Annotated in this window: 23 protein-coding genes and 1 riboswitch; of the genes, 17 read left to right on the plus strand and 6 right to left on the minus strand. The window is 32.6% G+C overall.

Translation table 11 applies throughout. The annotated features are described in order from the left end of the window. The first annotated feature begins 10 nt into the window (after window positions 1-10). The gene (deoB, locus tag LQ617_RS14320) at window positions 11-1,195 is read left to right on the plus strand and encodes a phosphopentomutase (RefSeq protein ID WP_025906387.1); all 1,185 of its coding nucleotides are present in this window, start codon (window positions 11-13) and stop codon (window positions 1,193-1,195) included. Beyond that, entirely contained in the window at window positions 1,195-1,545 is a 351-nt protein-coding gene (locus LQ617_RS14325; RefSeq protein WP_107576504.1) for a DoxX family protein, read from the plus strand. Before deoB ends, LQ617_RS14325 begins: the two co-directional genes overlap by 1 nt. Window positions 1,546-2,294: 749 nt before the next feature. Here LQ617_RS14325 and LQ617_RS14330 read toward each other — a convergent pair. Beyond that, window positions 2,295-2,762: an S-ribosylhomocysteine lyase gene (locus tag LQ617_RS14330; protein WP_025904442.1), complete on the minus strand. Its 468-nt coding sequence runs from the start codon at window positions 2,760-2,762 to the stop codon at window positions 2,295-2,297. A gap of 137 nt (window positions 2,763-2,899) precedes the next feature. Between LQ617_RS14330 and LQ617_RS14335 the strand changes: the two genes are divergently transcribed. From LQ617_RS14335 to LQ617_RS14360, 6 genes are all read left to right on the plus strand, one after another. Then, window positions 2,900-3,442, plus strand: a complete 543-nt coding sequence (locus LQ617_RS14335; protein WP_025904443.1) for a GrpB family protein — start codon at window positions 2,900-2,902, stop codon at window positions 3,440-3,442. 43 nt (window positions 3,443-3,485) lie between these two features. Continuing rightward, a riboswitch (SAM riboswitch) is annotated at window positions 3,486-3,585 on the plus strand. Between the two features lie 59 nt (window positions 3,586-3,644). Further along, window positions 3,645-4,832: a M20 family metallopeptidase gene (locus LQ617_RS14340; RefSeq protein WP_196307589.1), complete on the plus strand. Its 1,188-nt coding sequence runs from the start codon at window positions 3,645-3,647 to the stop codon at window positions 4,830-4,832. After that, a complete protein-coding gene (gene ldmS, locus LQ617_RS14345; RefSeq protein ID WP_196307588.1) occupies window positions 4,829-6,022 on the plus strand; it encodes an L-aspartate--L-methionine ligase LdmS in 1,194 nt (397 codons plus the stop codon). The genes LQ617_RS14340 and ldmS overlap by 4 nt, the downstream gene beginning before the upstream one ends. A 95-nt stretch (window positions 6,023-6,117) precedes the next feature. Then, window positions 6,118-6,780 (plus strand): DUF2750 domain-containing protein, encoded by a 663-nt coding sequence (locus tag LQ617_RS14350; protein WP_025904446.1) that lies wholly within the window; start codon window positions 6,118-6,120, stop codon window positions 6,778-6,780. A 181-nt stretch (window positions 6,781-6,961) separates the two neighbouring features. After that, window positions 6,962-7,726 (plus strand): hypothetical protein, encoded by a 765-nt coding sequence (locus LQ617_RS14355; RefSeq protein WP_196307587.1) that lies wholly within the window; start codon window positions 6,962-6,964, stop codon window positions 7,724-7,726. A 2-nt stretch (window positions 7,727-7,728) separates the two neighbouring features. Then, the gene (locus tag LQ617_RS14360; protein WP_196307586.1) at window positions 7,729-8,250 is read left to right on the plus strand and encodes a hypothetical protein; all 522 of its coding nucleotides are present in this window, start codon (window positions 7,729-7,731) and stop codon (window positions 8,248-8,250) included. 73 nt (window positions 8,251-8,323) lie between these two features. On the opposite strand, the gene LQ617_RS14365 is transcribed toward LQ617_RS14360, so the two are convergent. The 3 genes from LQ617_RS14365 to coaW are packed head-to-tail and all read right to left on the minus strand — an operon-like array spanning window position 8,324 to window position 10,551. Further along, entirely contained in the window at window positions 8,324-9,094 is a 771-nt protein-coding gene (locus LQ617_RS14365; RefSeq protein WP_107576511.1) for a TrmB family transcriptional regulator, read from the minus strand. 11 nt (window positions 9,095-9,105) lie between these two features. Beyond that, window positions 9,106-9,735 (minus strand): pentapeptide repeat-containing protein, encoded by a 630-nt coding sequence (locus tag LQ617_RS14370; RefSeq protein WP_239740663.1) that lies wholly within the window; start codon window positions 9,733-9,735, stop codon window positions 9,106-9,108. Window positions 9,736-9,753: 18 nt separating this feature from the next. After that, a complete protein-coding gene (gene coaW / locus LQ617_RS14375) occupies window positions 9,754-10,551 on the minus strand; it encodes a type II pantothenate kinase (protein ID WP_107617612.1) in 798 nt (265 codons plus the stop codon). Window positions 10,552-10,701: 150 nt separating this feature from the next. Here coaW and LQ617_RS14380 point away from each other — a divergent pair, with 150 nt between their 5' ends. From LQ617_RS14380 to LQ617_RS14395, 4 genes are read left to right on the plus strand one after another with little or no spacing between them, the layout of a single operon-like run. After that, window positions 10,702-11,310 carry a CDP-alcohol phosphatidyltransferase family protein gene (locus LQ617_RS14380; RefSeq protein WP_239740664.1) on the plus strand — a complete coding sequence of 203 codons (609 nt, stop codon included), beginning with the start codon at window positions 10,702-10,704 and terminating at the stop codon, window positions 11,308-11,310. Beyond that, the gene (locus LQ617_RS14385) at window positions 11,307-12,245 is read left to right on the plus strand and encodes a phosphatidate cytidylyltransferase (RefSeq protein WP_025904453.1); all 939 of its coding nucleotides are present in this window, start codon (window positions 11,307-11,309) and stop codon (window positions 12,243-12,245) included. The genes LQ617_RS14380 and LQ617_RS14385 overlap by 4 nt, the downstream gene beginning before the upstream one ends. 13 nt (window positions 12,246-12,258) lie before the next feature. Continuing rightward, window positions 12,259-12,888 carry a lysophospholipid acyltransferase family protein gene (locus LQ617_RS14390; RefSeq protein ID WP_159315416.1) on the plus strand — a complete coding sequence of 210 codons (630 nt, stop codon included), beginning with the start codon at window positions 12,259-12,261 and terminating at the stop codon, window positions 12,886-12,888. Beyond that, window positions 12,882-13,418, plus strand: coding sequence for a YqaA family protein (locus tag LQ617_RS14395; protein ID WP_204188453.1), 537 nt, complete (start codon window positions 12,882-12,884; stop codon window positions 13,416-13,418). Before LQ617_RS14390 ends, LQ617_RS14395 begins: the two co-directional genes overlap by 7 nt. Window positions 13,419-13,487: 69 nt before the next feature. Here LQ617_RS14395 and LQ617_RS14400 read toward each other — a convergent pair whose 3' ends face one another. Next, window positions 13,488-15,086, minus strand: coding sequence for a BCCT family transporter (locus tag LQ617_RS14400; protein ID WP_126477259.1), 1,599 nt, complete (start codon window positions 15,084-15,086; stop codon window positions 13,488-13,490). Between the two features lie 152 nt (window positions 15,087-15,238). On the opposite strand from LQ617_RS14400, the gene LQ617_RS14405 reads away from it, so the two are divergent. From LQ617_RS14405 to LQ617_RS14415, 3 genes are all read left to right on the plus strand, one after another. Continuing rightward, window positions 15,239-16,099: a GNAT family N-acetyltransferase gene (locus LQ617_RS14405; protein ID WP_239740682.1), complete on the plus strand. Its 861-nt coding sequence runs from the start codon at window positions 15,239-15,241 to the stop codon at window positions 16,097-16,099. Window positions 16,100-16,203: 104 nt separating this feature from the next. Further along, a complete protein-coding gene (rpoE, locus tag LQ617_RS14410; protein WP_037589792.1) occupies window positions 16,204-16,719 on the plus strand; it encodes a DNA-directed RNA polymerase subunit delta in 516 nt (171 codons plus the stop codon). Between the two features lie 145 nt (window positions 16,720-16,864). Continuing rightward, complete coding sequence (locus tag LQ617_RS14415) at window positions 16,865-18,466, plus strand: CTP synthase (RefSeq protein ID WP_025904459.1); 1,602 nt, start codon at window positions 16,865-16,867, stop codon at window positions 18,464-18,466. Between the two features lie 352 nt (window positions 18,467-18,818). On the opposite strand, the gene LQ617_RS14420 is transcribed toward LQ617_RS14415, so the two are convergent. Next, window positions 18,819-19,346, minus strand: coding sequence for a DUF2529 family protein (locus LQ617_RS14420; RefSeq protein ID WP_239740665.1), 528 nt, complete (start codon window positions 19,344-19,346; stop codon window positions 18,819-18,821). A gap of 60 nt (window positions 19,347-19,406) precedes the next feature. Here LQ617_RS14420 and LQ617_RS14425 point away from each other — a divergent pair, with 60 nt between their 5' ends. Then, window positions 19,407-19,760, plus strand: a complete 354-nt coding sequence (locus LQ617_RS14425) for a response regulator (protein ID WP_025904461.1) — start codon at window positions 19,407-19,409, stop codon at window positions 19,758-19,760. A gap of 85 nt (window positions 19,761-19,845) precedes the next feature. Next, window positions 19,846-20,703: a class IIb fructose-bisphosphate aldolase FdaB gene (fdaB, locus tag LQ617_RS14430; protein WP_025904462.1), complete on the plus strand. Its 858-nt coding sequence runs from the start codon at window positions 19,846-19,848 to the stop codon at window positions 20,701-20,703. Window positions 20,704-20,842: the final 139 nt, after the last annotated feature.

Genomic DNA, 20,842 nt, shown 5'->3' on the forward strand with positions numbered 1-20,842 from the left:
AGTGTGTCAAATGACAAACCGATTTAAACGTATTCATTTAATCGTAATGGATTCAGTAGGTATTGGTGAAGCACCAGATGCTAAAGCATTCGGTGATGAAGGTTCTCATACATTAAAACATACACTTGAAGGTTTTAATGAAACATTACCAAACTTAGAAAAGTTAGGTTTAGGTAATATTGCAGACTTACCAGTAGTTCAAAAAGTATCAAATCCAGAAGCATTCTATACTAAATTAAGTGAAGCTTCAGTTGGTAAAGATACAATGACAGGACATTGGGAAATCATGGGTCTAAATATTGATAAACCTTTTAAAGTATATCCAGAAGGTTTTCCAGAAGAATTGGTAAAAGAAATTGAATCAATCACTGGTAGAAAAGTTGTTGCAAATAAACCAGCATCAGGTACTGCAATTATCGATGAATATGGTAAACATCAAATGGAAACTGGAGATTTAATTGTATATACATCTGCAGATCCAGTGCTACAAATTGCAGCACATGAAGATATTATTCCTTTAGAAGAATTATATGATATTTGTGAGAAAGTAAGAGAGCTTACGAAAGATCCTAAATATCTAATAGGAAGAATTATTGCACGTCCATACGTTGGCGAGCCAGGTAACTTCACGAGAACATCAAACAGACATGACTATGCATTGAAACCATTTGGTAAAACAGTTATGAATACATTAAAAGATGCGGATTACGATGTCATTGCAATCGGTAAAATTAATGACATTTACGATGGCGAAGGTGTTACGAAAGCTATTAGAACGAAAGATAACATGGACGGTATGGATCAATTAATCGATGTTGTGAAAAGTGATTTCACTGGAATCAGCTTCTTAAACTTGGTTGATTTTGATGCATTGTATGGTCACAGAAGAGATAAAGAAGGTTACGCACAAGCTATTAAAGACTTTGATAACCGATTAGAAGACTTACAAGCAGTATTAAATGAAGATGACTTAGTCATTATTACAGCAGACCACGGTAACGATCCAACTGCTCCAGGTACAGATCATACACGTGAATATGTACCATTATTAATGTATAGTCCAAGCATTAAAGAATATCATGAACTATCAGGTGATGATACATTTAGTTCAATTGGTGCAACAATTGCAGATAACTTTAATGTGACGCTACCTGAATTCGGTAAAAGCTATTTAAATGAGATGGGGATTAAGTAATGAATATAGTTAGACGATTATTTGGAATAGGATTTTCATTTGCAGGTGTGATGCATTTCGTAAGATCAGAAGGTTTTGAAGCAATCGTTCCAAACTATTTACCATTTAAAAAAGCGATTGTTTGGATAACAGGTGTGATGGAAATCGTATTTGGTATCATGTTAATTATTAAAAAGCCAAGTAGCTTAATGAAAAAATTAATCGAATGGTTCTTAGTAGCTGTATTTCCAGCGAATGTTTATATGGCACAAAAGAATATCCCATTAAACGGTAAACAATTACCAAAATGGGCGTTGTGGGGTAGATTACCGCTACAATATGTGATGATTAAATTAGTAAGAAAAATGTGATTTTTATATATAGAGAGAGTTTGGGATATCGTATCCCAAACTCTTTTTTTATGTGAGGGTAAGTTTGATGTAGTGATTAGGTGAGTTTGATGTAGTGATTAGGTGAATATTATGTTGGGGGATTTGGGTGTTAGGTGTCGTTATTAGCAAGTTTGGCTGAAGGTGCAAATACTGGTGCCGTTATTAGCAGGTTTGGCTGAAGGTGCAAATAGTGGGTGCGTTATTAGCAAGTTTGGTAAGAAGTGCAAATAGTGGGTGCGTTATTAGCAGTTTTGGTAAGAAGTGCAAATAAGGAGACCAGTAATTACAATTCTCAGGAGTTTTGTAACTAAGACCGCCCATAGTAACACTTCGAGCGAGTTTTGTAACTAAGGAGGCCCATAGTAACACTTTAGGCGAGTTTTGTAACTAAGGCAGTCCATAGTAACACTTCAGCCGAGTTTTGTAACTAAAGCTGTCCATAGTAACACTTCGGGCGAGTTTTGTAACTAAGACTGTCCATAGTAACACTTCGGGCGAGTTTTGTAATTAAGGCGGCCCATAGTAACACTTCGGGCGAGTTTTGTAACTAAGGCTGCCTATAGTAACACTTCGGCTGACTTTTGTAACTAACACCCCCGCTATGAACAAGTTTGGACGAAAGTGTTCACAAGCCCCCCGTTATGAACAAGTTTGGCGAGAAGTGTTCACAACGGCCAGCGCCATTCCAACATAAAAAAGCCCAGGACATGAATCCTGGGCTTTCCTCATTAATCTTCTTTAAAGATATTTTTCCAATTGTCGCGTTCTGCTAAAAATTCTGTTGCTAATTGTTGTGCGCCTTCTAATGAATGGCTTGCTGCCCAACCGCATTGTACTTCATTACATGCTGGGACTTCTGTTGCTTGTTCTACGTCTTTAAGTGTTGCTTCTAATATAGCAAGTACGTCATCATAATCGTCATGATTGATGAATGAAGCATAAAATCCTGTTTGACATCCCATTGGACTTACGTCTACCACTTTGTCTGTATGGTTTCTAATGTTCTCAGCCATTAAATGTTCTAAGGAATGTAATGCAGGCATTTCCATATGTTCTTTGTTAGGTTGTTTAAATCGAATATCATATTTATGAATAACATCACCATTAAGTCCTTCTTTGATTCCCGCAAGTCTCACAAATGGTGCGTCTACTATCGTATGATCTAAATTAAAACTTTCTACATTCATTTTTGTCATGAAGATTCCTCCTTTGATTTCGGCATCATTATATCAAGTTAATTTTGAAAAAACAATCAATTCAGATTTCTTTTACTTTCTTTCTATGTTACTTTATAAGATAATATTAATAAATTATTCTGAAATTAGGTGATGAGATGGAGCGTTTACGTGTAGTCCCTTACGACAGTATATGGCAACACCTTTTTCTTGAAGAGAAAAAATATTTACAGTCGTTATTGAAAGAACATAGTATCAGCATTGAACATATAGGATCAACGGCTATTCCTGGATTATCTGCGAAGCCGATTATAGATATATTAATAGTTGTCAAAGATAGTAAATCGATTGATGAATTTACACATGAATTATCAGCTTTAGGATATGAGTCTAAAGGAGAACGTGGTGTTATCGGTAATCGATATTTCAAAAAATATGATCATTACGGTGCAGTTTCACACCATTTACATATTTATGATGAAGGTAGCCCACATATTTTAAGATTATTGTCTTTTAGAGATTATTTAAGAGCTTTTAATGGTGAAAGAGAAAGATATAGTCGTCTCAAGCATGACTTAGTCATTGAATTTCCTGATGACAGTGAACAGTACTATAAAGGAAAAGACAGCATGATTAAAGAATTCGAGAAAAAAGCAGAAAAATGGTACTTAAATTCCAATGATATTGCAACAAATCATTGACATATCCGAGTTAGACAGTTAGAATTAAATTCAAATTTCATACGAATTATCAAGAGAGACTGAGGGAAGGGCCCGATGAAGTCCAGCAACCTCCCATAATGGAAAGGTGCCAATTCCTACAGTTTGTTACTGGAAGATAAAAGAACGATTGGCGCACTCCTTACAAAGTAGTGCGCTTTTATATTGGAAAGGTGAATCATTAATGAGTAACTTATCGCAAAATATTATTAATTATATAGAACAAAATAGACATTTATATTTATCAATGAGTCATCAAATTCATGAACGTCCTGAGTTAGGAAATGAAGAAGTATTTGCATCACGTTTATTAAGCGATCAATTAAAGAGTCATCATTTTAAGATAGAGAAGAATATTGCGAAACATCCGACAGGTTTCATTGCAACGTATGACTCAGGAAAAGAAGGACCAACTATTGCATATTTAGCAGAATATGATGCATTACCTGGTCTTGGTCATGCGTGTGGTCATAATATTATTGGGACTTCAAGTGTGTTAGCAGGTATCAGTTTGTCTAAAGTGATTGATCGAATCGGAGGAAAAGTTGTCGTATTAGGTTGTCCTGCTGAGGAAGGGGGCATTAATGGTAGTGCAAAAGCAACTTATGTGAAAGCTGGTATTATCGATAATATTGATATTGCACTAATGGTCCATCCTGGCCATGAGACGTACGTGACAGTGCCTTCATTAGCTGTAGATGTATTTGATGTTAAATTCTATGGACGAAGCGCTCATGCCTCTGAAAATGCTTTTGAAGCGGTTAATGCGTTAGATGCTATGTTATCTTTCTTTAATGGCGTGAGCATGTTAAGACAACAAATTAAAAAGACAGATAAAGTACACGGCGTTATATTAAATGGAGGTGAAGCAGCGAATATTATTCCTGACTTTACGCATGCACGTTTTTATACGCGTGCCACTTCTCGAAAAGAACTAGATATTCTTACTGATAAAGTGAGAAAAATAGCTGAAGGGGCAGCTATACAAACAGGCGGTACATATGAATTAAGACCCATCCAAAATGGTGTGAATGAATTCGTAATTAATAAGCCACTAGACGAATTATTTAGAAAGCATGCTGAACAAGTTGGGGAAGAAGTCATTGATGACGATTTTGGTTTTGGTTCTACTGATACGGGGAATGTAAGTCATATCGTACCGACTATACATCCACACATTAAAATTGGACCCTCTAATTTAGTCGGTCATACGAAAGAATTTTGCCAAGCTGCTGCAAGTACAAAGGGTGATAAGGCATTAATTAACGGTGCGAAAATATTGGCATCAATGGGATTAGAACTTATAGAGAATGTATCCCTTAGAAATGAAATCATTGAGCATCATCAAACATTAAGGGAGAACTTGTTATGAACAAAGAATATAGGAAACCACTCAATTTAACGTTAAGAGATTTATATGAAGAAGGTATTGTATATAATGCAAGACCTTCTTATGAAGATAATCCTTGGTTAAAAGCTGAAGAAGCACAATCTAATTTTTTAACAGCAAGAGAAATGATTATTAGTAACATGCCCATGATTGTTCATGAAGCATGTTTAACAGATAATGTTAAACGAATTTTAAAATTAGTAAATGTGGATATTCCGAGCAATATATATACTTTTAAAGATAGAACGCAATATGAACATTTACTACAACAGTTAACAGCTGACAATAAAAAAATATTCTTCCAATACATACATGGTCAACATTTATGTAAAGACGATGAATATGCCGTTTATAAACCTAAATTTATAGATTTAAACAATAAATCTAAAATTGAACAATGGACGGGTGGTAAATATTTACCGAAACGTGAAATTGTTAAAGCTGAAGAATTTGAAGCAGCTATTCAAAACTGGGATTTACCATTAGTCATTAAACCGGGAGACGAATTACCTACAGCAGGTGGGTATGGTGTAATGATTTGTTATAATGAAGCGGATTTAAAGAAAGCAACAAATAGAATTAAAGAAGCCACAGATACAAAATACATTATCATCGAACAATTTATTGAAGAAATTGAGAATTATTGCGTTCAATACGTATATAGTGAAAAGACGGGTATACAATATATAGGTGCAGTAAAACAGCTTACAGATGAATATGGCTTCTACAATGGTAATGTGAATTCAAATCATGTACCTCAAAGTGTTATAGATGCTGGGTATGAAATTATGAAAAATGGTGTTGAGCATGGTTATAAAGGTGTATCAGGGTTTGATCTTCTCGTAGATAAAAACCATGACGTATATGCGATTGATTTAAACTTTAGACAAAATGGTTCAACAAGTATGTTATTACTTAAAGATCGACTGCATGAAGGTTTTCATAAATTTCTAAGTTATCATTCAAAAGGAGATAACACGCATTTCATCAATACAATAGAACAATTCATCAAAAATGGCTACCTCTATCCACTTGCATACTATGATGGTGACTATTTCGGTAAAGACAACGTAAAATCAAGATTTGTTGGAATTTGGCATGCAGAAACTGAAGAAAAGGCATTAGAACAAGAGCAACTTTTTCTAGATGCATTAAGTAGTCTAAATAAATAAAAAATTTTTTACAATTTAACTTCTTTTATATTGACTTATACCTAATACGTATAATATATTTTATTGGGATTAAATATAAAGAAAAGGGTGGTAGAATGGCTATCCAGGATATGTCTAAATTTAAACAAATATTAACAAAAGAAAGATTTTATGTTGTGCTGAATGACCGTAAAATCTTAAGAGACGGCGATACTGATTTTCGTCTAATTTGGTCAACGAAAGAAAGTGCAGAATCATATTTAAAATCGTATGAAATTACTAAATACGATAAAATTATGGAGTTAGATTTAGATAGATTTGTTACATACGAAATGGATGATATCCTTGATGAAGGCGATCAATTCATTGTGGACAAATCAGCAGAAGATAACGGAATAAAAGTAGAAGCAATTCCATTCATAGAAGAAATCATGAGTGAACTAGATGATATCCGAATAGATGAATTTGCAGAAGACATTTGTAACGAAAACTATGTTTACGGGTTAACAGTCAAAGGACAAAAACAATTCATTATCGTATCAGAAGAAGATGCAAGTCTACCAAACATGATGACAGTATGGAGTACACGCAAATTAGCAGAAAAAGTACACCGTGATGACTTCGAAGAATACGATATTATTGAAGTAGAAACAGAAGTCTTCGAAGAATGGTTAGAAGACTTGAAACAAGAAGACATCGCATTAGGAATCAACTTAAAATCAGGCATGATCGGTACAGTAACAGATCCAAAAGCCATTTTAAACGCAATGCCTTGTTAAATTATTAAATAAATAATTGTAATTACAAAAGACGCTCGCTATAAAGCAAGCGTCTTTTTTTGTCTTTCGAATTAATTGCAATTAATTAATAATATAATATTATTCGATTGTTGTAAAAATACTAACTGGAGGTTATAATAAATCAAAAAATGGTAAATTATAGTAATTGGAGGCGATTGATATGCTTAAGCACTTAAAATTAATCATTTATAAATGGCAATTTATAATTTCTTTTCTACTTTTATGTTCAATATCCATTATTCATTTGTGGAATGTCAAAATAGAGCATGGAGAACATCAACTACTAGAGTATACGCCTTACACAGAAAATATCATGATTAATGGTGGCTCATTATTATCTATTTTATATGTATGGATTATGCCATTGCTCATTTCAATTGGCGTTAGTACGTTATTTTATAAACTAAATTTGAAATCAAAGTTTAAAACATTAATTTATTCGAGTGTTGTATCGTTTATTATGGTAACTATACCACTTTTAATAAATTTTTTAGGAATGTTTATGATTTTACCGAATATAAAACCTGATATTGTATTTAAACAATTCGGTGGCATTTTTTCAGATAATCCAATGATCATTTCTATGTATTATGATTATCCAACAATATTTATATTATCGTTAATTGTGTTTGTAGGTTTATGGGGCATAGTAACAAACGTATTCTCAATATCATTACTATTATATTTTGGTGAGAAGGTTATTGTTAAGTTCATACCTTTCATTCTTCAAACACTATTTTATGCAATCACAGAATTCATGATAGTCGATATAATTGTATCGCCTATACATTTCTTATTAATATCATATGGTATATATAATTCACAATTTTTACCGAGTTTATTCTGTATATCGATTTATCTTGTATTGATTACATACATATATAGATTAAGCAGCGAAGAAAAAGTCATCAAAGTAGGTGAATAACTATGAAAAAAACACTCATCATTACCGTTTTAGTCGTTCTATTTTTAAGTATTGGTTCAGTAGGGTACCATCAATATGTAAAGGCAAATGAAAAATTTACAGATTACGAATTAAAAAAAGAGGAGATTCAATTAAATCATAATCATGAAATAAGTGTAGGCAAGTTAAAAATCAGTAATTTAGATGCGTATACTGTTAGTAATGAAATAACAATAGATATGGATATGACGATTTTAAAAAATAAAGGATCAAAATATGAATTTGAAAAAAACATAGATGGAGCTTTCATTTTACTTGTTGATGATTTATATGATACAAGTAGCGGAAAATATGAATTGAAAAATAGTAAATATAAAACAGCTAGTGAGACTTATGATAAATACGAAGCTCGTTTAAGTTTTAGCACTAACCTTGATAATATTAAAGGTAAACATAAATTGGAAGTCGTTTATCTCGACCGTAATGGTCATAAGTTGAAGAAATTATATTTGCCGATTCGTGTTGACGGTGGGAAGATTGTTTGATACATTATTAGTAACTACTAAGGTAGTTACTACATCCCAACGTAGTAAAATCATTTATCCCAAATAATAACCCTTAAGAGAAAAAGGTTTTTCTCTTAAGGGTTATTTCGTCTTCTATATCTTCTTCAAATTTACTAATATATTTATTAACTAGGACGTCATGCCAAATGTAGTCTTTCATCATTTTTATTTGCGTGTGGTCATAACTGATATAAGCACGCATATTTGATTCTGCTGTTTGCCCGTAAATCATGTGTTCATCGTCTACGATTACGACAAATGGTTTAAGTGCTAATGAACTTTTGACGTAGTTTGTATAACGGTGATTAATGAGATCATAGCCGGGTTGGTCGACTTGGAATGTAATTCCTTGAATATGGATATCTTCTGAGACATGATTTGTTAAGATGTCATATAAGTCTGGCCATATTGAAACGGTGATTTGTCTTTTAGCTTGTTTAATAGCAGATGTTACGGCATCGATGATTGTTGATTCATTTGTTAAGACTTCTATTTGAATAGGTGCATTGTCTGTTACGATATTTAATTTATTGATTTCTTGTTCGAGTTGAAGGAGTTCTTCATTTTGCTTTTTTTCAAATAGTTGAATGGTTTGTTTTGGTGATAGGGCATAGTAGTATTTCTTTTGGTCTTGTAAATTGAAATAAGCGAGTCCTTGTTCATCAAGTTTATTGAGTGCTTCATAAATTTTTGAACGTGGTACGCTTGATATTTCACTAAGTTTATAAGCTGTTATGCCTGGATTTTGAACAAGGGCGATATAAGCTTTAGAGCCATATTCACTTAATCCAAAGCGTTTTAAAATGTCTATCATTTGATTCATAGTGTCACCTTCTAGTTTGATGTTACGTTAACCCCGAATAACGGAAGTATATCATATGCTTGATATTCAGAAACTGTTGCACCTTTTAAGTCATTAGGTTGTACAACAAGTTGTTCGATTGTATTGGATGATAAATCAATGTCTTTTAATGATGTTTCAACAACTTCAAGAGATTCTAATGCACATCTTTCAATTGCGACAGATTTTTGAGTACAGAATGAAAGGTATGTTTCTGACATTTGATTATCGTTAAATAACACGTGATCTAAGTTACAATTTTGAAATTGACTCATTTTCAACTGACAATTAGAAAATTGTACATGCTTGAGTTTAACGTCTGTAAAGTTAGCACCAATCATACGACAATCTTTGAAGTGTACTCTATTAAGAGAGGCTTCACTAAATATACAGTTTGAAAGGTCGCATCCTTTAAATATAATATCTAATCCGTGAATTTTAGTGAAATCAACAGATTCAAATGTACATTGATTGAAATAAATTGTATCGATTTGACTCGTTTCTTCATCTAATTGAATTAATGCTTTATCAAAGTATAAGTCATACGAAGACTGATAGAGTGTTACATCTTTTTCTTCTTCATATTCAAATTCATTGCGTAGTTTAGGTTCTATAATTTTCATATTAATACTCCTTAATGTTTAACAATATATTGAACCGAGCGCTCCTGAAAATTCACCATTTTCAATGAAGTATGGTTTTAGACCTCTTAAAATCGTGTAATCAACGACGATATTTTTGAGTAGTTCATTTTTAACAAATGAAGATCCAATAAACACAACATTTTCTGTATTGTATTGTCTTGCAGCATGTATGGATACGGTTGTGACTGTTTCTCCAACAATACCCATTACAGCTGCTAATCGATCAGCATTTGGAAATGCATCGTTCATATGTTGTAATACATGTCCAAAGTTAGCAGCAGTTAATTCTCCAGAAATAGGAGTGTTATCACCTTTATAAATATGTTTAACTTTTAAATCTATTTTATCGCGATCTCCATTTAAAGCTGTTTGAACAAGTTCATCATAATCGCTAATTTGAGTCAGTAAATAACTTAACCCTTGTATCATACCGCCACCAGCTCCTGTACCGCCTGCACGTTCTTGATGATCAGTAGTAGCATAATGGATAGAAGTACCTGTACCGACATTCGAGAATATATATGTTTCAAGGTCTATATTGTTTTCTTTTAAAAATATTTGAATCCCTTTATAAGTCGCATCAAATTCAATACTACGTTTCGCTTGATGTTTAATGCATGAGTCTAAGTATTGTGCTTTACCACCTGTAATCGATACTTCAACATCATCTAATTGATTTAACCAATCTGCAACTTGATCAATGTCAGTTGCTAACCATTTTTGATACGTTCTTTCATTATTTAATTCAGTTACGACTTTAATTAAAGTACCACCTGCATCAATACCAATTTTCACACGAACACCTCATCTAGAAAAGTAAATAATTATCGTTATTATACTATAAAAAATTGTATATGATAAATTAATGTTTTTTAGAAATATATTGTAAAAATTGTATAATTACATGATAAGATGATACCAAGTATAAATGAGGGAGGTTATATTTTGATTAGCATATATGAAATAAAACCGAAATTTCAGCAACTGTTAATGCCTATCGTTGACTGGATGAGAAAAATCGGAATGACACCAAATCAAGTTACAATATTAGCATTACTGCTCTCTATCGTAACGGGGGTTATTTTAAGTATATTTCATGAAAACAAATGGATTTATATTTTAATGCCAATCGTGATGTTTGTAAGAATGGCTTTAAATGCAATTGATGGTGTAATGGCAAAAAAATATCAAATGAAATCTCACTTAGGGTTATTGTTGAATGAATTAGGTGATGTTATAAGTGATTTATTTTTATTTATACCATTCGTATTTATTGCTGAAGATTATGGAATAGGTATTATGTTGTTTATCAGTTTATCAATCATAAGTGAAATGGCTGGTGTAACTGTTCAAGTGATAGGTAGTTCAAGAAGATATGACGGTCCGATGGGTAAAAGTGACCGAGCATTTATTATAGGTTTTATTAGTTTCTTGATTTTTGTTCATTTAAATATCATACCTTATTTACATTTTGTGTTCTATGTTTGTTCAATACTCATGTTAATCAATATATATAATCGAATAACAAATGGGTTAAAGGAGGTTAAATCATGAACTTAGGGAAGATATCTTCAGAAATGCTGATTGTTATGATTGGGGTATTTATCGTACTCGTATTATCCAGTTTGATTAGTATTTATTTAACGAAGCGATATCCTGAAAAAGACTTCACTGAAATTAGATTGAGAATTAAATCATGGTGGAGTATGTGTATTATCTTTACAATTGCCTTAGTCATTCACTCTACTGTGTCATTGATTTTTCTTGGCTTACTTTGTTTTTTAGCTTTGAAAGAGTACTTTTCTTTAATACCTACGAATCGTAGTCATAGAGCTGTATTATTCTGGGCGTACTTATCTATACCAATTCAATTTACATTTATCTATTTTGGATTTTATGGCATGTTTATTATTTTTATACCAGTATATATGTTCTTATTTATACCGATTCAAGCAATATTGATAGGTGAAACAAAAGGGTTTTTACAATCAATGGGATCTGTACAATGGGGCATGATGCTGATGGTGTTTAGTTTAAGTCATTTAGCATACTTAATTGTCTTACCTGGCGAAAAAAGTTCAGTACCCGGTGCGAGCCTTGTTTTATTTTTAGTTATATTAACGCAAGCAAATGATGTCTTTCAATTTCTGTTTGGTAAAGCATTTGGTAAACACAAAATTGTACCTAAAGTGAGTCCGAACAAGACTTGGGAAGGTTTTGTTGGAGGGATTATTTCAACGACAATTCTATCGTTATGTTTAGCACCATTACTAACGCCATTCACATTATTAGGCATGATTGTAGCAGGTTTATATATTAGTATTATGGGATTTGTGGGAGATGTGAATATTTCAGCTTTAAAAAGAGATTTAAATATTAAAGATACTTCTCAAACAATACCTGGTCATGGCGGTATTTTGGATAGAGTAGATTCTTTAACGTACACAGCGCCACTTTTCTTCCACTTTGTAAGGTTCTTTTACTTTTAAGGGGTGAACCGATATGTTAAGACTCATTATATTTACATGTATCATTAAGCCAATTATTTTAATTGTTCTAGGATTAAATATACGTAGACGAGAATGGTTACCTAAAAAAGGTCCTATCGTGATTATTGCCAATCATAATTCACATTTAGATACACTTGTACTACTTTCATTGTTTCAAGGAGAAGGATTTAAGAAAGCACGACCTGTAGCTGCAGGCGATTATTTTCTAAAAAACAAACTATTAAAATGGTTTTCTATGAATATTATGAGAATCATACCAATAGAGCGAAAAATGACGCGAGATATTAAAGGATTATTTGAACCAATTGTTGATGCTTTAGACGAAGGAAGTATTATCATACTGTATCCAGAGGGTAGTAGAGGCGAACCTGAAAAGTTATCAAAATATAAATCCGGGATTTATTATTTAATGAGAGAACGACCAAACATTCCGATACAACCTTTGTTTCTACATGGTTTAGGCAAATCATTACCGAAAGGCTCAAAACTATTTGTACCATTCTTTGTTGATATTTTTGTAGGACGTCCATTTTTATTTAATGAGAATAGAAAAGTATTTATGGATGAGCTTAATGAACGAATGAATGAACTTAGAAATGAAGGTGATTTTAAAGAATGGTAATCATATTTATATGGGCTTTTCTTGAAGCGATTGTATTCTTTATTATCCCTGATGTTGCTCTAACTTATTATGCAATCAAACAAAAAAGTAAATTTAAATTATTATGTGCAAATTTGATTGCAATTGTAGGTGCAGTTCTAGGTGGTATCATCGTTTACATTATTTCAATTCAACATTTGAACTTTGTTGAAATGATCATGGTTAAGATTCCTGGTATTCATCCTTATATGATAGAACATGTGATACATTCATTAGAAGATAAAGGAGTGATCGGATTAATAGAAGCACCATTGTTTGGTGTTCCATATAAACTTTATGCAATGATGAGCTATCACGAAGGTATATCATTTATTGTATTTATACTCGTAAGTTTCATTGCAAGACTTTTGAGATTTATATTAACGAGCTATCTAGCATATGTACTCAGTCATATTGTGTTTAAAAACGTTAATCGATATATCAAAATATTACTATGGTTAATCGTATGGATCATCGTCTATTGGGTATATTTTTCGATACATGCGTTTTAGTTTATGAAATTAAGACAATCAAAGAAGGCACCATTCATTGATTTAAACAATGAATGGTGCCTTTTTTAATTATTTTTCTTCTTCTTCACGTTCTTCTAATGACTTGGAGAAATCTGTGTCGTCATCTATATAAGTCATTTTGAAATGTTTAGATGGTTCTCTACGTAATGCTTTCATAATAGAGAACATCATTAAGAATAGTATAAATGCGAATGGTAGGCCGGCTACGACAGAAGCGGTTTGTAAACTTTCTAAACCACCTGCTAATGTCATGGCAACTGAAATGGCACCAATTAATGTTCCCCAAACTAATTTATACTTGAATGGCGGTACGATTGAACCTTTATCAGACATACTTGATAAGATAAAAGTAGTTGAATCCGCACTTGTAACAAGGAACAAGAAGATTAATATTATTGCTAGAATACTTGTTGCTTCGTAAAATGGGAAGTTTGATAATAGGGAGAATAGTGCAACTGTATAATCTCCTTTAACATCTTCCGCAATAGAAGCACCTTTATTAATAACTAAATACATGGCCGTTCCACCGAAAGTGGCAATCCAACTAAATGAAATAAGTGGTGGAATAATTAACACGCCAATTACAAATTCTCTTATCGTTCTACCTCTTGATACTCTGGCTACAAATCCTCCGATAAATGGAGACCAAGCAATAACCCATGCCCAATAGAACACAGTCCATTGTTGAATCCAAGAATTGTCGCCTTCATAAGGATTTAATCTTAAACTATATTGTACAAAGTTTGTAATATAGTCACCTATAGCAACTGTAAATGTTTCAAATATAAATTGTGTCGGTCCTAAAATAAGTATAAATATAAGTAAAGCAAAACAAATAAATATGTTAGCATTACTTAGCCATTTAACACCTTTATTAAGACCTGATGCTGCTGATCCAAGAAATAGTAAAGTCATAATAACGGTGATGATAATTTTAGTCCAATTATTATTAGGAATATCAAAAACATGATGAAGTCCGCCACCAATTTGCATTATTCCTAGACCAATTGATGTTGCAATACCCATGACAGTTGCGACTATCGCTAAGATATCGATAACATTTCTGTATGGTTTCTTATAAGTTTCACCGAATACAGGTTCCATTGCTGTAGATATTAAACCGTCTCTTCTTTTTCTAAATTGGAAGTAAGCTACGATAAGCCCTGCCATTGCAAAGATAGACCATTGTGAAATGCCCCAATGGAAGAATGTATATCCCATAGCAAGTCGAGCTGATTCTAATGTAGAGCCATCTACTTCATTTGGAAGTGGTGATTTTAAATAATGTGTCATTGGTTCAGCAACGCCCCAGAATACAATCCCGACACCGAGACCAGCAGAGAATAACATGCCGACCCATGATATAAATGAGAATTCTGGTTCTTCGTCGTCTCTACCGAGTTTAAATCGACCAAACCTCGTAATAGCCAATCCGATTAAAAAGATATCTAAAACGAATACGATGATTAAGAATAACCATCCTGTACTGTTCGATATAAATGTATATAATATATTAGCGTATTTACCAAAACCTTTTGGGAAAATCCCAGCAGTTAAAGTTACTAATAATATAATAGACATAGATACCCAAAATACTAATGTTGTCTTATTATTTTGCCTGTCTGTATTTTCTTTTGACTGTTTCATTAATATCCCCCTTTAAATTATGCAGTCTTAATTCTATTACCCTCATCCAAATCAAACTAACATGTGTACGATAATTACGTTTTATAAGGTTCTTAATTGCGCAATGAATGTAAAATTCGTTATGATATATATAAACAAACGGGGGGATATCAATCATGAAAGCTAAATCATTCGGTGAAATCGTCATTAAACCATTTGAAGAACATATGAGAACGGCACTATATGATTTTGAATTAAACGAACGACAACAAATTTATTCTTCATTGCCTAAAGAAGTGTTGGATGGTGCTATCGAAGATCCTGATAGAAGACCTAATGTTGTCGTAAACGATCAAGACGACATAGTTGGTTTCTTTGTATTGCATAAGTATTATCAACACGAAGGTTATGATACACCGCATAATGTTGTATATATACGTTCATTATCAATTAATGAAAAGTATCAAGGAAATGGGTATGGCACAACTATAATGATGAATTTACCTGAGTATGTTCAACATGTGTTCCCTGATTTTGATCATTTATATTTAGTAGTAGATGCTGAAAATGAGGCAGCATGGAATTTATATGAAAGAGCTGGCTTTATGCATACAGCTACAAAAGAAGAAGGTCCATTAGGTAAAGAACGTTTATATTATTTAGATTTAGATTCAAAATATGTATCTTCATTGAAACTTGTATTAAATGAAGATGATTTAGATAATGAATTTGTCGATATACATTTAATGAAAGATAATCAAAAAGTAGGTATCATCGTATTAGAAGATAAAGAACACTATTTTGATATTCGTAGTATAGAAGTTGAAGAAGACGAAAGAAAAGAAGGTATTGCAGAGAGTGCTTTAAGACAGTTAAGTACTTTTGTTAGAAGAAGGTTTGAAGATAAGAAAGAAATACACATCACTTTATTCGGTTCAAACAATAAATTGAAACCTTTATGTGAGAAAGCAAGATTTGTAGAAATACAAAAATCTGAGGACTATATTAAACTCATGAAATATATTAAGTATTAACTAACATTTGCTAAAAATCATCTTGTCAATTATAATCGTAAACTGTTATGATTATAAATATTAATGTGCGACAATAGTTCGATTGTTGAAAGGAAGAGTAAAGCATGAAATTAAAAGATTTCACAAAAGAAATGGTAGATGAGCATTCATTTATCGAAATGGCTTATATTTTATTAACAGAGAACGGTAAAGAAACAAACTTATATGATATGATAGACGAATTCAAAAGCTTAGGTAATTATAATGATTCAGAAATTGAGAACCGTATTTTACAATTTTATACGGACTTAAATACTGATGGACGCTTCTTAAGTGTGGGTGAGAATATTTGGGGACTTCGTGACTGGTATTCAGTTGACGATATCGAAGAAAAAATCGCACCAACAATTCAAAAATTCAACGTTCTAGATGAAGACGATGAAGCTGATTCAGAAATTTCATTATTAGGGGAAGAAGATAAATCTAAAGATCTTGATATTACAATTGATCAAGATGATGAAGAAGGTTTAAATGATCCTGAAGACCCTGAAGATGAAGATGTAGAAGATGAATTAGATGAAGCTGGTCTTGTTGTAGATGAAGAAGACGAAGATGAGGAAGACGAAGAAGACGAATTTTAATTGACTTTTCTTTAAAAGATGGTAATATTTTATTTGGGCTCCTTTAAATAGGACAATCGTATAAATATAGCGCTCCCTCCTTACATTTTAAATAATGTAAGTGGGAGCGTTTTTTATTTTTTAAAAAATAAATGGAGGTACAAACATGACAAAGTTCATTTTCGTAACAGGTGGCGTAGTATCGTCTCTTGGTAAAGGTATTACAGCAGCATCACTAGGGAGATTACTTAAAAATAGAGGATTAAATGTAACAATTCAAAAGTTCGACCCATACTTAAATGTTGATCCAGGTACAATGAGTCCATATCAACACGGTGAAGTTTTTGTAACTGAAGATGGTGCAGAAACAGACTTAGACTTAGGACATTATGAAAGATTTATTGATATTAACCTTAATAAATATTCAAATGTAACAGCAGGTAAAGTTTATTCTCACGTACTTAAAAAAGAAAGACGTGGAGATTTCTTAGGTGGTACTGTCCAAGTTATCCCACATATTACAAATGAAATTAAATCAAGATTATTAATGGCTGGCGAAAGTACAAATGCTGATGTTGTTATTACTGAAATTGGTGGTACAACTGGTGATATTGAATCTTTACCATTTATAGAAGCAATTAGACAAATCAAGAGTGATCTTGGTCGTGAAAACGTTATGTACATCCATTGTACGTTACTTCCATACATTAAAGCTGCTGGTGAAATGAAGACTAAACCAACACAACATAGTGTTAAGGAGTTAAGAGGTTTAGGTATTCAACCAGATTTAATTGTGGTACGTACTGAATATGAAATGACTCAAGATTTAAGAGATAAAATTGCATTATTCTGTGACATTAACAAACGTGCAGTCATTGAATGTAGAGATGCTGATACGTTATATCAAATTCCATTAGCATTAAAAGAACAACATATGGATGATATCGTCATTGAAAGATTAGATTTAGAAGCTGCACCAGAAGCGGAATTAACAGAGTGGAACCAATTATTAGACACTGTACGTAATTTAGAAGGTTCAGTGAAAATTGGTTTAGTAGGTAAATATGTTAGCTTACAAGATGCATACTTATCAGTTGCAGAAGCATTAAAACATGCTGGTTATGATTTTAAATCAGATGTTGAAATTAAATGGATTGACTCTGAAAAATTAAACGAAACAAACTATCAAAAAGAACTTGCAGATGTAGATGGTATTTTAGTACCTGGCGGATTCGGAGATAGAGGTGTAGAAGGTAAAATATTAGCCATTCAATATGCACGTGAAAACAACGTACCATACTTAGGTATTTGTTTAGGTATGCAATTAGCAACAGTTGAATTCGCTAGAAACGTAGTTGGATTAAACGATGCACATTCAGCAGAATTAGATCCAAACACACCATACCCAATTATCGATTTATTACCAGAACAAAAAGACATCGAAGATTTAGGCGGAACATTAAGATTAGGTGTTTACCCATGTAAAATTGAAGAAGGTACAATTGCACATAAAGTCTATGGTGAATTAGAAGTAGACGAAAGACACCGTCACCGTTACGAATTTAATAACGAATATCGCGAAAGATTAGAAGAAAAAGGTATGAAATTCTCAGGAACAAGCCCAGATGGTAGATTAGTAGAAATCGTAGAATTAGAAAATCACCCATGGTTTGTAGCATGTCAATTCCATCCAGAATTCTTATCAAGACCAACACGTCCACAAAAATTATTCAGAGGATTTGTAGAAGCAAGCATTCAAAATAAATAATATATAAAGCGCCCTTTATCCTAATACTTTTTCAAGTATTTAAGATAGAGGGCGCTTTTTTGTATAAATATGTGTGTGTGGGATATTAAGTGCTGCGTTGTGAACACTTTTCGCCAAACTTGTTCGTAACGGGTGCGGTAATTACAAAAGTCGCGAGAATTGTAACTAACGCCACCCATAGTAACAAAAGTCAGCAGAATTGTAACTAAGGCCGTCCATAGTAACAAAAGTCGCGAGAATTGTAACTAAGGAAGCCTATAATTACAAAACTCATAAAAATTGTAACTAAATCCTCCGTTATCCAACTACTAGCAAACTACTCCCGTTGTCACAGACCCGTTTTCTACTATTACTAAATTTCTTCATTTAAATCTTGTGTAATCTCGTGCATTTCAGCAAACATGATATAATATATATAATTTAAAGCCATAAGATGTGGGGTAATGATTTTACTGTAATCAGCGGTTGGAACGATTGCTCTTGGTGTTGATAAGTCAATATAATGCATGAGTGATTCGTGTGTTTTATTGTCTTTATCTTTGTTGGCTATTACGACAAAATCTATATCGTGGTCGTTTAATTTTGTAATCCATTTGTTGAGTTCTTCAGTAAAGGAAGTTCCGGCTAATAATACGCGGTCAGTAGAGTCGATCTTTTCGATTTCATCTAAAGTATTGAGTGTTTCTGCATGTGGTAAGCTTTCGTTACCATCAGTCATAAATGTTTGGAAATGATTGATTTCGTCGAAAGTTTTGATGCGTATTTTGCCTTCACCGTTTGCTGCTTGCATCAGCAGTTGTGATGCGATTTCAATTTCTTCAATTTGGGCATCTATTTTACTAAATATGCCGTTTAATTGTGTATTAAAAATTTTAAGCAATTTGTATTCTCCTTATTAACGTCATTAAATTTATTTTATAGAAAAAGTGGGGTATCTTCAATGGATGTACTTATTATAGATGATGAAAAGAATATAAGACAATTACTAAAAGAAATTATGGAATTAAATCAATTCAATGTAGATACTGCAAAAAATGGAGCGGAGGGCATTGAATTATTTCATAAAAATACTTATAAATTGATTTTTATAGATAAAAGAATGCCTGGAATTTCTGGGGAAGAAGTGTTTGCCGAAATTAGAAAATCTGATAAAAATATTCCGGTTTATATCATTTCAGCATTTCAATCATCTACCGAGTTAGAAGTTTTAAAAAAAGGAAATATTACAGGCGTGCTAATGAAGCCGTTTACAATTGAAGAAGTTATGAAAATTGTAAGAAAACATTTAGGATAGGGCTTTCAAAAGGTGCATATATTCACAAAGTTTGATATAATAATCTTGTAAATAATTCGTGCCTTGCACATTAGGAGGAAACTCAATGCCTTTAGTTTCAATGAAAGAAATGTTAATTAAAGCAAAAGAAAATGGTTATGCTGTTGGTCAATACAACATCAATAACTTAGAATTTACACAAGCTATTCTTCAAGCTTCACAAGAAGAAAATGCGCCTGTTATCCTTGGTGTATCTGAAGGAGCTGGACGTTATATCGGTGGTTTCAAAACTGTCGTTAAAATCGTTGAAGGTTTAATTGAAGATTACAACATTACAATTCCAGTTGCTATTCACCTTGACCACGGTTCAAGTTTCGAAAAATGTAAAGAAGCTATTGATGCTGGATTCACTTCAGTAATGATCGATGCATCTCATCACCCATTCGAAGAAAACATCGAAATTACTTCTAAAGTAGTTGAATATGCTCATGCTAACGGTGTTTCTGTTGAAGCTGAATTAGGAACTGTTGGTGGACAAGAAGATGACGTAGTTGCAGAAGGCGTTATCTATGCTGACCCTAAAGAATGTCAAGAATTAGTTGAAAGAACTGGTATTGATACTTTAGCACCTGCATTAGGTTCAGTACACGGACCTTACAAAGGTGAACCAAACTTAGGTTTCAAAGAAATGGAAGAAATCGGTGCTTCAACTGGTTTACCATTAGTATTACACGGTGGTACTGGTATCCCAACTCACGATATCAAAAAAGCTATCACTTTCGGTACAGCTAAAATCAACGTTAACACTGAAAACCAAATCGCATCTGCTAAAGCAGTTCGTGAAGTGTTAAACAACGACAGCGAAGTTTACGATCCACGTAAATACTTAGGACCTGCTCGTGAAGCAATTAAAGCAACAGTTAAAGGTAAAATCCAAGAATTTGGTACTTCTAACCAAGCTTAATTTTAATTAAATTCAAACTACTACAAGCATCGTGCTTGTAGTAGTTTTTTTCTGTTTTTAAAGATAAATTGAATATTTATTCAATACGTTTACTCAATTTATTTTAATGTCAAAAATTTAAAATTTGATACTTCTTTCG

It is taken from the genome of Mammaliicoccus sp. P-M59 (genome assembly GCF_022386135.1).
In the GTDB taxonomy this organism is placed as follows: domain Bacteria; phylum Bacillota; class Bacilli; order Staphylococcales; family Staphylococcaceae; genus Mammaliicoccus; species Mammaliicoccus sciuri_A.

What these genes read in the sequence shown, in the direction of transcription:
- deoB (WP_025906387.1), top strand. Translation starts at nt 11, where the DNA reads ATGACAAACCGATTTAAACGTATTCATTTAATCGTAATGGATTCAGTA.
- LQ617_RS14325 (WP_107576504.1), top strand. Translation starts at nt 1,195, where the DNA reads ATGAATATAGTTAGACGATTATTTGGAATAGGATTTTCATTTGCAGGT.
- LQ617_RS14330 (WP_025904442.1), bottom strand. Translation starts at nt 2,762, where the DNA reads ATGACAAAAATGAATGTAGAAAGTTTTAATTTAGATCATACGATAGTA.
- LQ617_RS14335 (WP_025904443.1), top strand. Translation starts at nt 2,900, where the DNA reads ATGGAGCGTTTACGTGTAGTCCCTTACGACAGTATATGGCAACACCTT.
- LQ617_RS14340 (WP_196307589.1), top strand. Translation starts at nt 3,645, where the DNA reads ATGAGTAACTTATCGCAAAATATTATTAATTATATAGAACAAAATAGA.
- ldmS (WP_196307588.1), top strand. Translation starts at nt 4,829, where the DNA reads ATGAACAAAGAATATAGGAAACCACTCAATTTAACGTTAAGAGATTTA.
- LQ617_RS14350 (WP_025904446.1), top strand. Translation starts at nt 6,118, where the DNA reads ATGGCTATCCAGGATATGTCTAAATTTAAACAAATATTAACAAAAGAA.
- LQ617_RS14355 (WP_196307587.1), top strand. Translation starts at nt 6,962, where the DNA reads ATGCTTAAGCACTTAAAATTAATCATTTATAAATGGCAATTTATAATT.
- LQ617_RS14360 (WP_196307586.1), top strand. Translation starts at nt 7,729, where the DNA reads ATGAAAAAAACACTCATCATTACCGTTTTAGTCGTTCTATTTTTAAGT.
- LQ617_RS14365 (WP_107576511.1), bottom strand. Translation starts at nt 9,094, where the DNA reads ATGAATCAAATGATAGACATTTTAAAACGCTTTGGATTAAGTGAATAT.
- LQ617_RS14370 (WP_239740663.1), bottom strand. Translation starts at nt 9,735, where the DNA reads ATGAAAATTATAGAACCTAAACTACGCAATGAATTTGAATATGAAGAA.
- LQ617_RS14385 (WP_025904453.1), top strand. Translation starts at nt 11,307, where the DNA reads ATGAACTTAGGGAAGATATCTTCAGAAATGCTGATTGTTATGATTGGG.
- LQ617_RS14390 (WP_159315416.1), top strand. Translation starts at nt 12,259, where the DNA reads ATGTTAAGACTCATTATATTTACATGTATCATTAAGCCAATTATTTTA.
- LQ617_RS14395 (WP_204188453.1), top strand. Translation starts at nt 12,882, where the DNA reads ATGGTAATCATATTTATATGGGCTTTTCTTGAAGCGATTGTATTCTTT.
- LQ617_RS14400 (WP_126477259.1), bottom strand. Translation starts at nt 15,086, where the DNA reads ATGAAACAGTCAAAAGAAAATACAGACAGGCAAAATAATAAGACAACA.
- rpoE (WP_037589792.1), top strand. Translation starts at nt 16,204, where the DNA reads ATGAAATTAAAAGATTTCACAAAAGAAATGGTAGATGAGCATTCATTT.
- LQ617_RS14415 (WP_025904459.1), top strand. Translation starts at nt 16,865, where the DNA reads ATGACAAAGTTCATTTTCGTAACAGGTGGCGTAGTATCGTCTCTTGGT.
- LQ617_RS14425 (WP_025904461.1), top strand. Translation starts at nt 19,407, where the DNA reads ATGGATGTACTTATTATAGATGATGAAAAGAATATAAGACAATTACTA.
- fdaB (WP_025904462.1), top strand. Translation starts at nt 19,846, where the DNA reads ATGCCTTTAGTTTCAATGAAAGAAATGTTAATTAAAGCAAAAGAAAAT.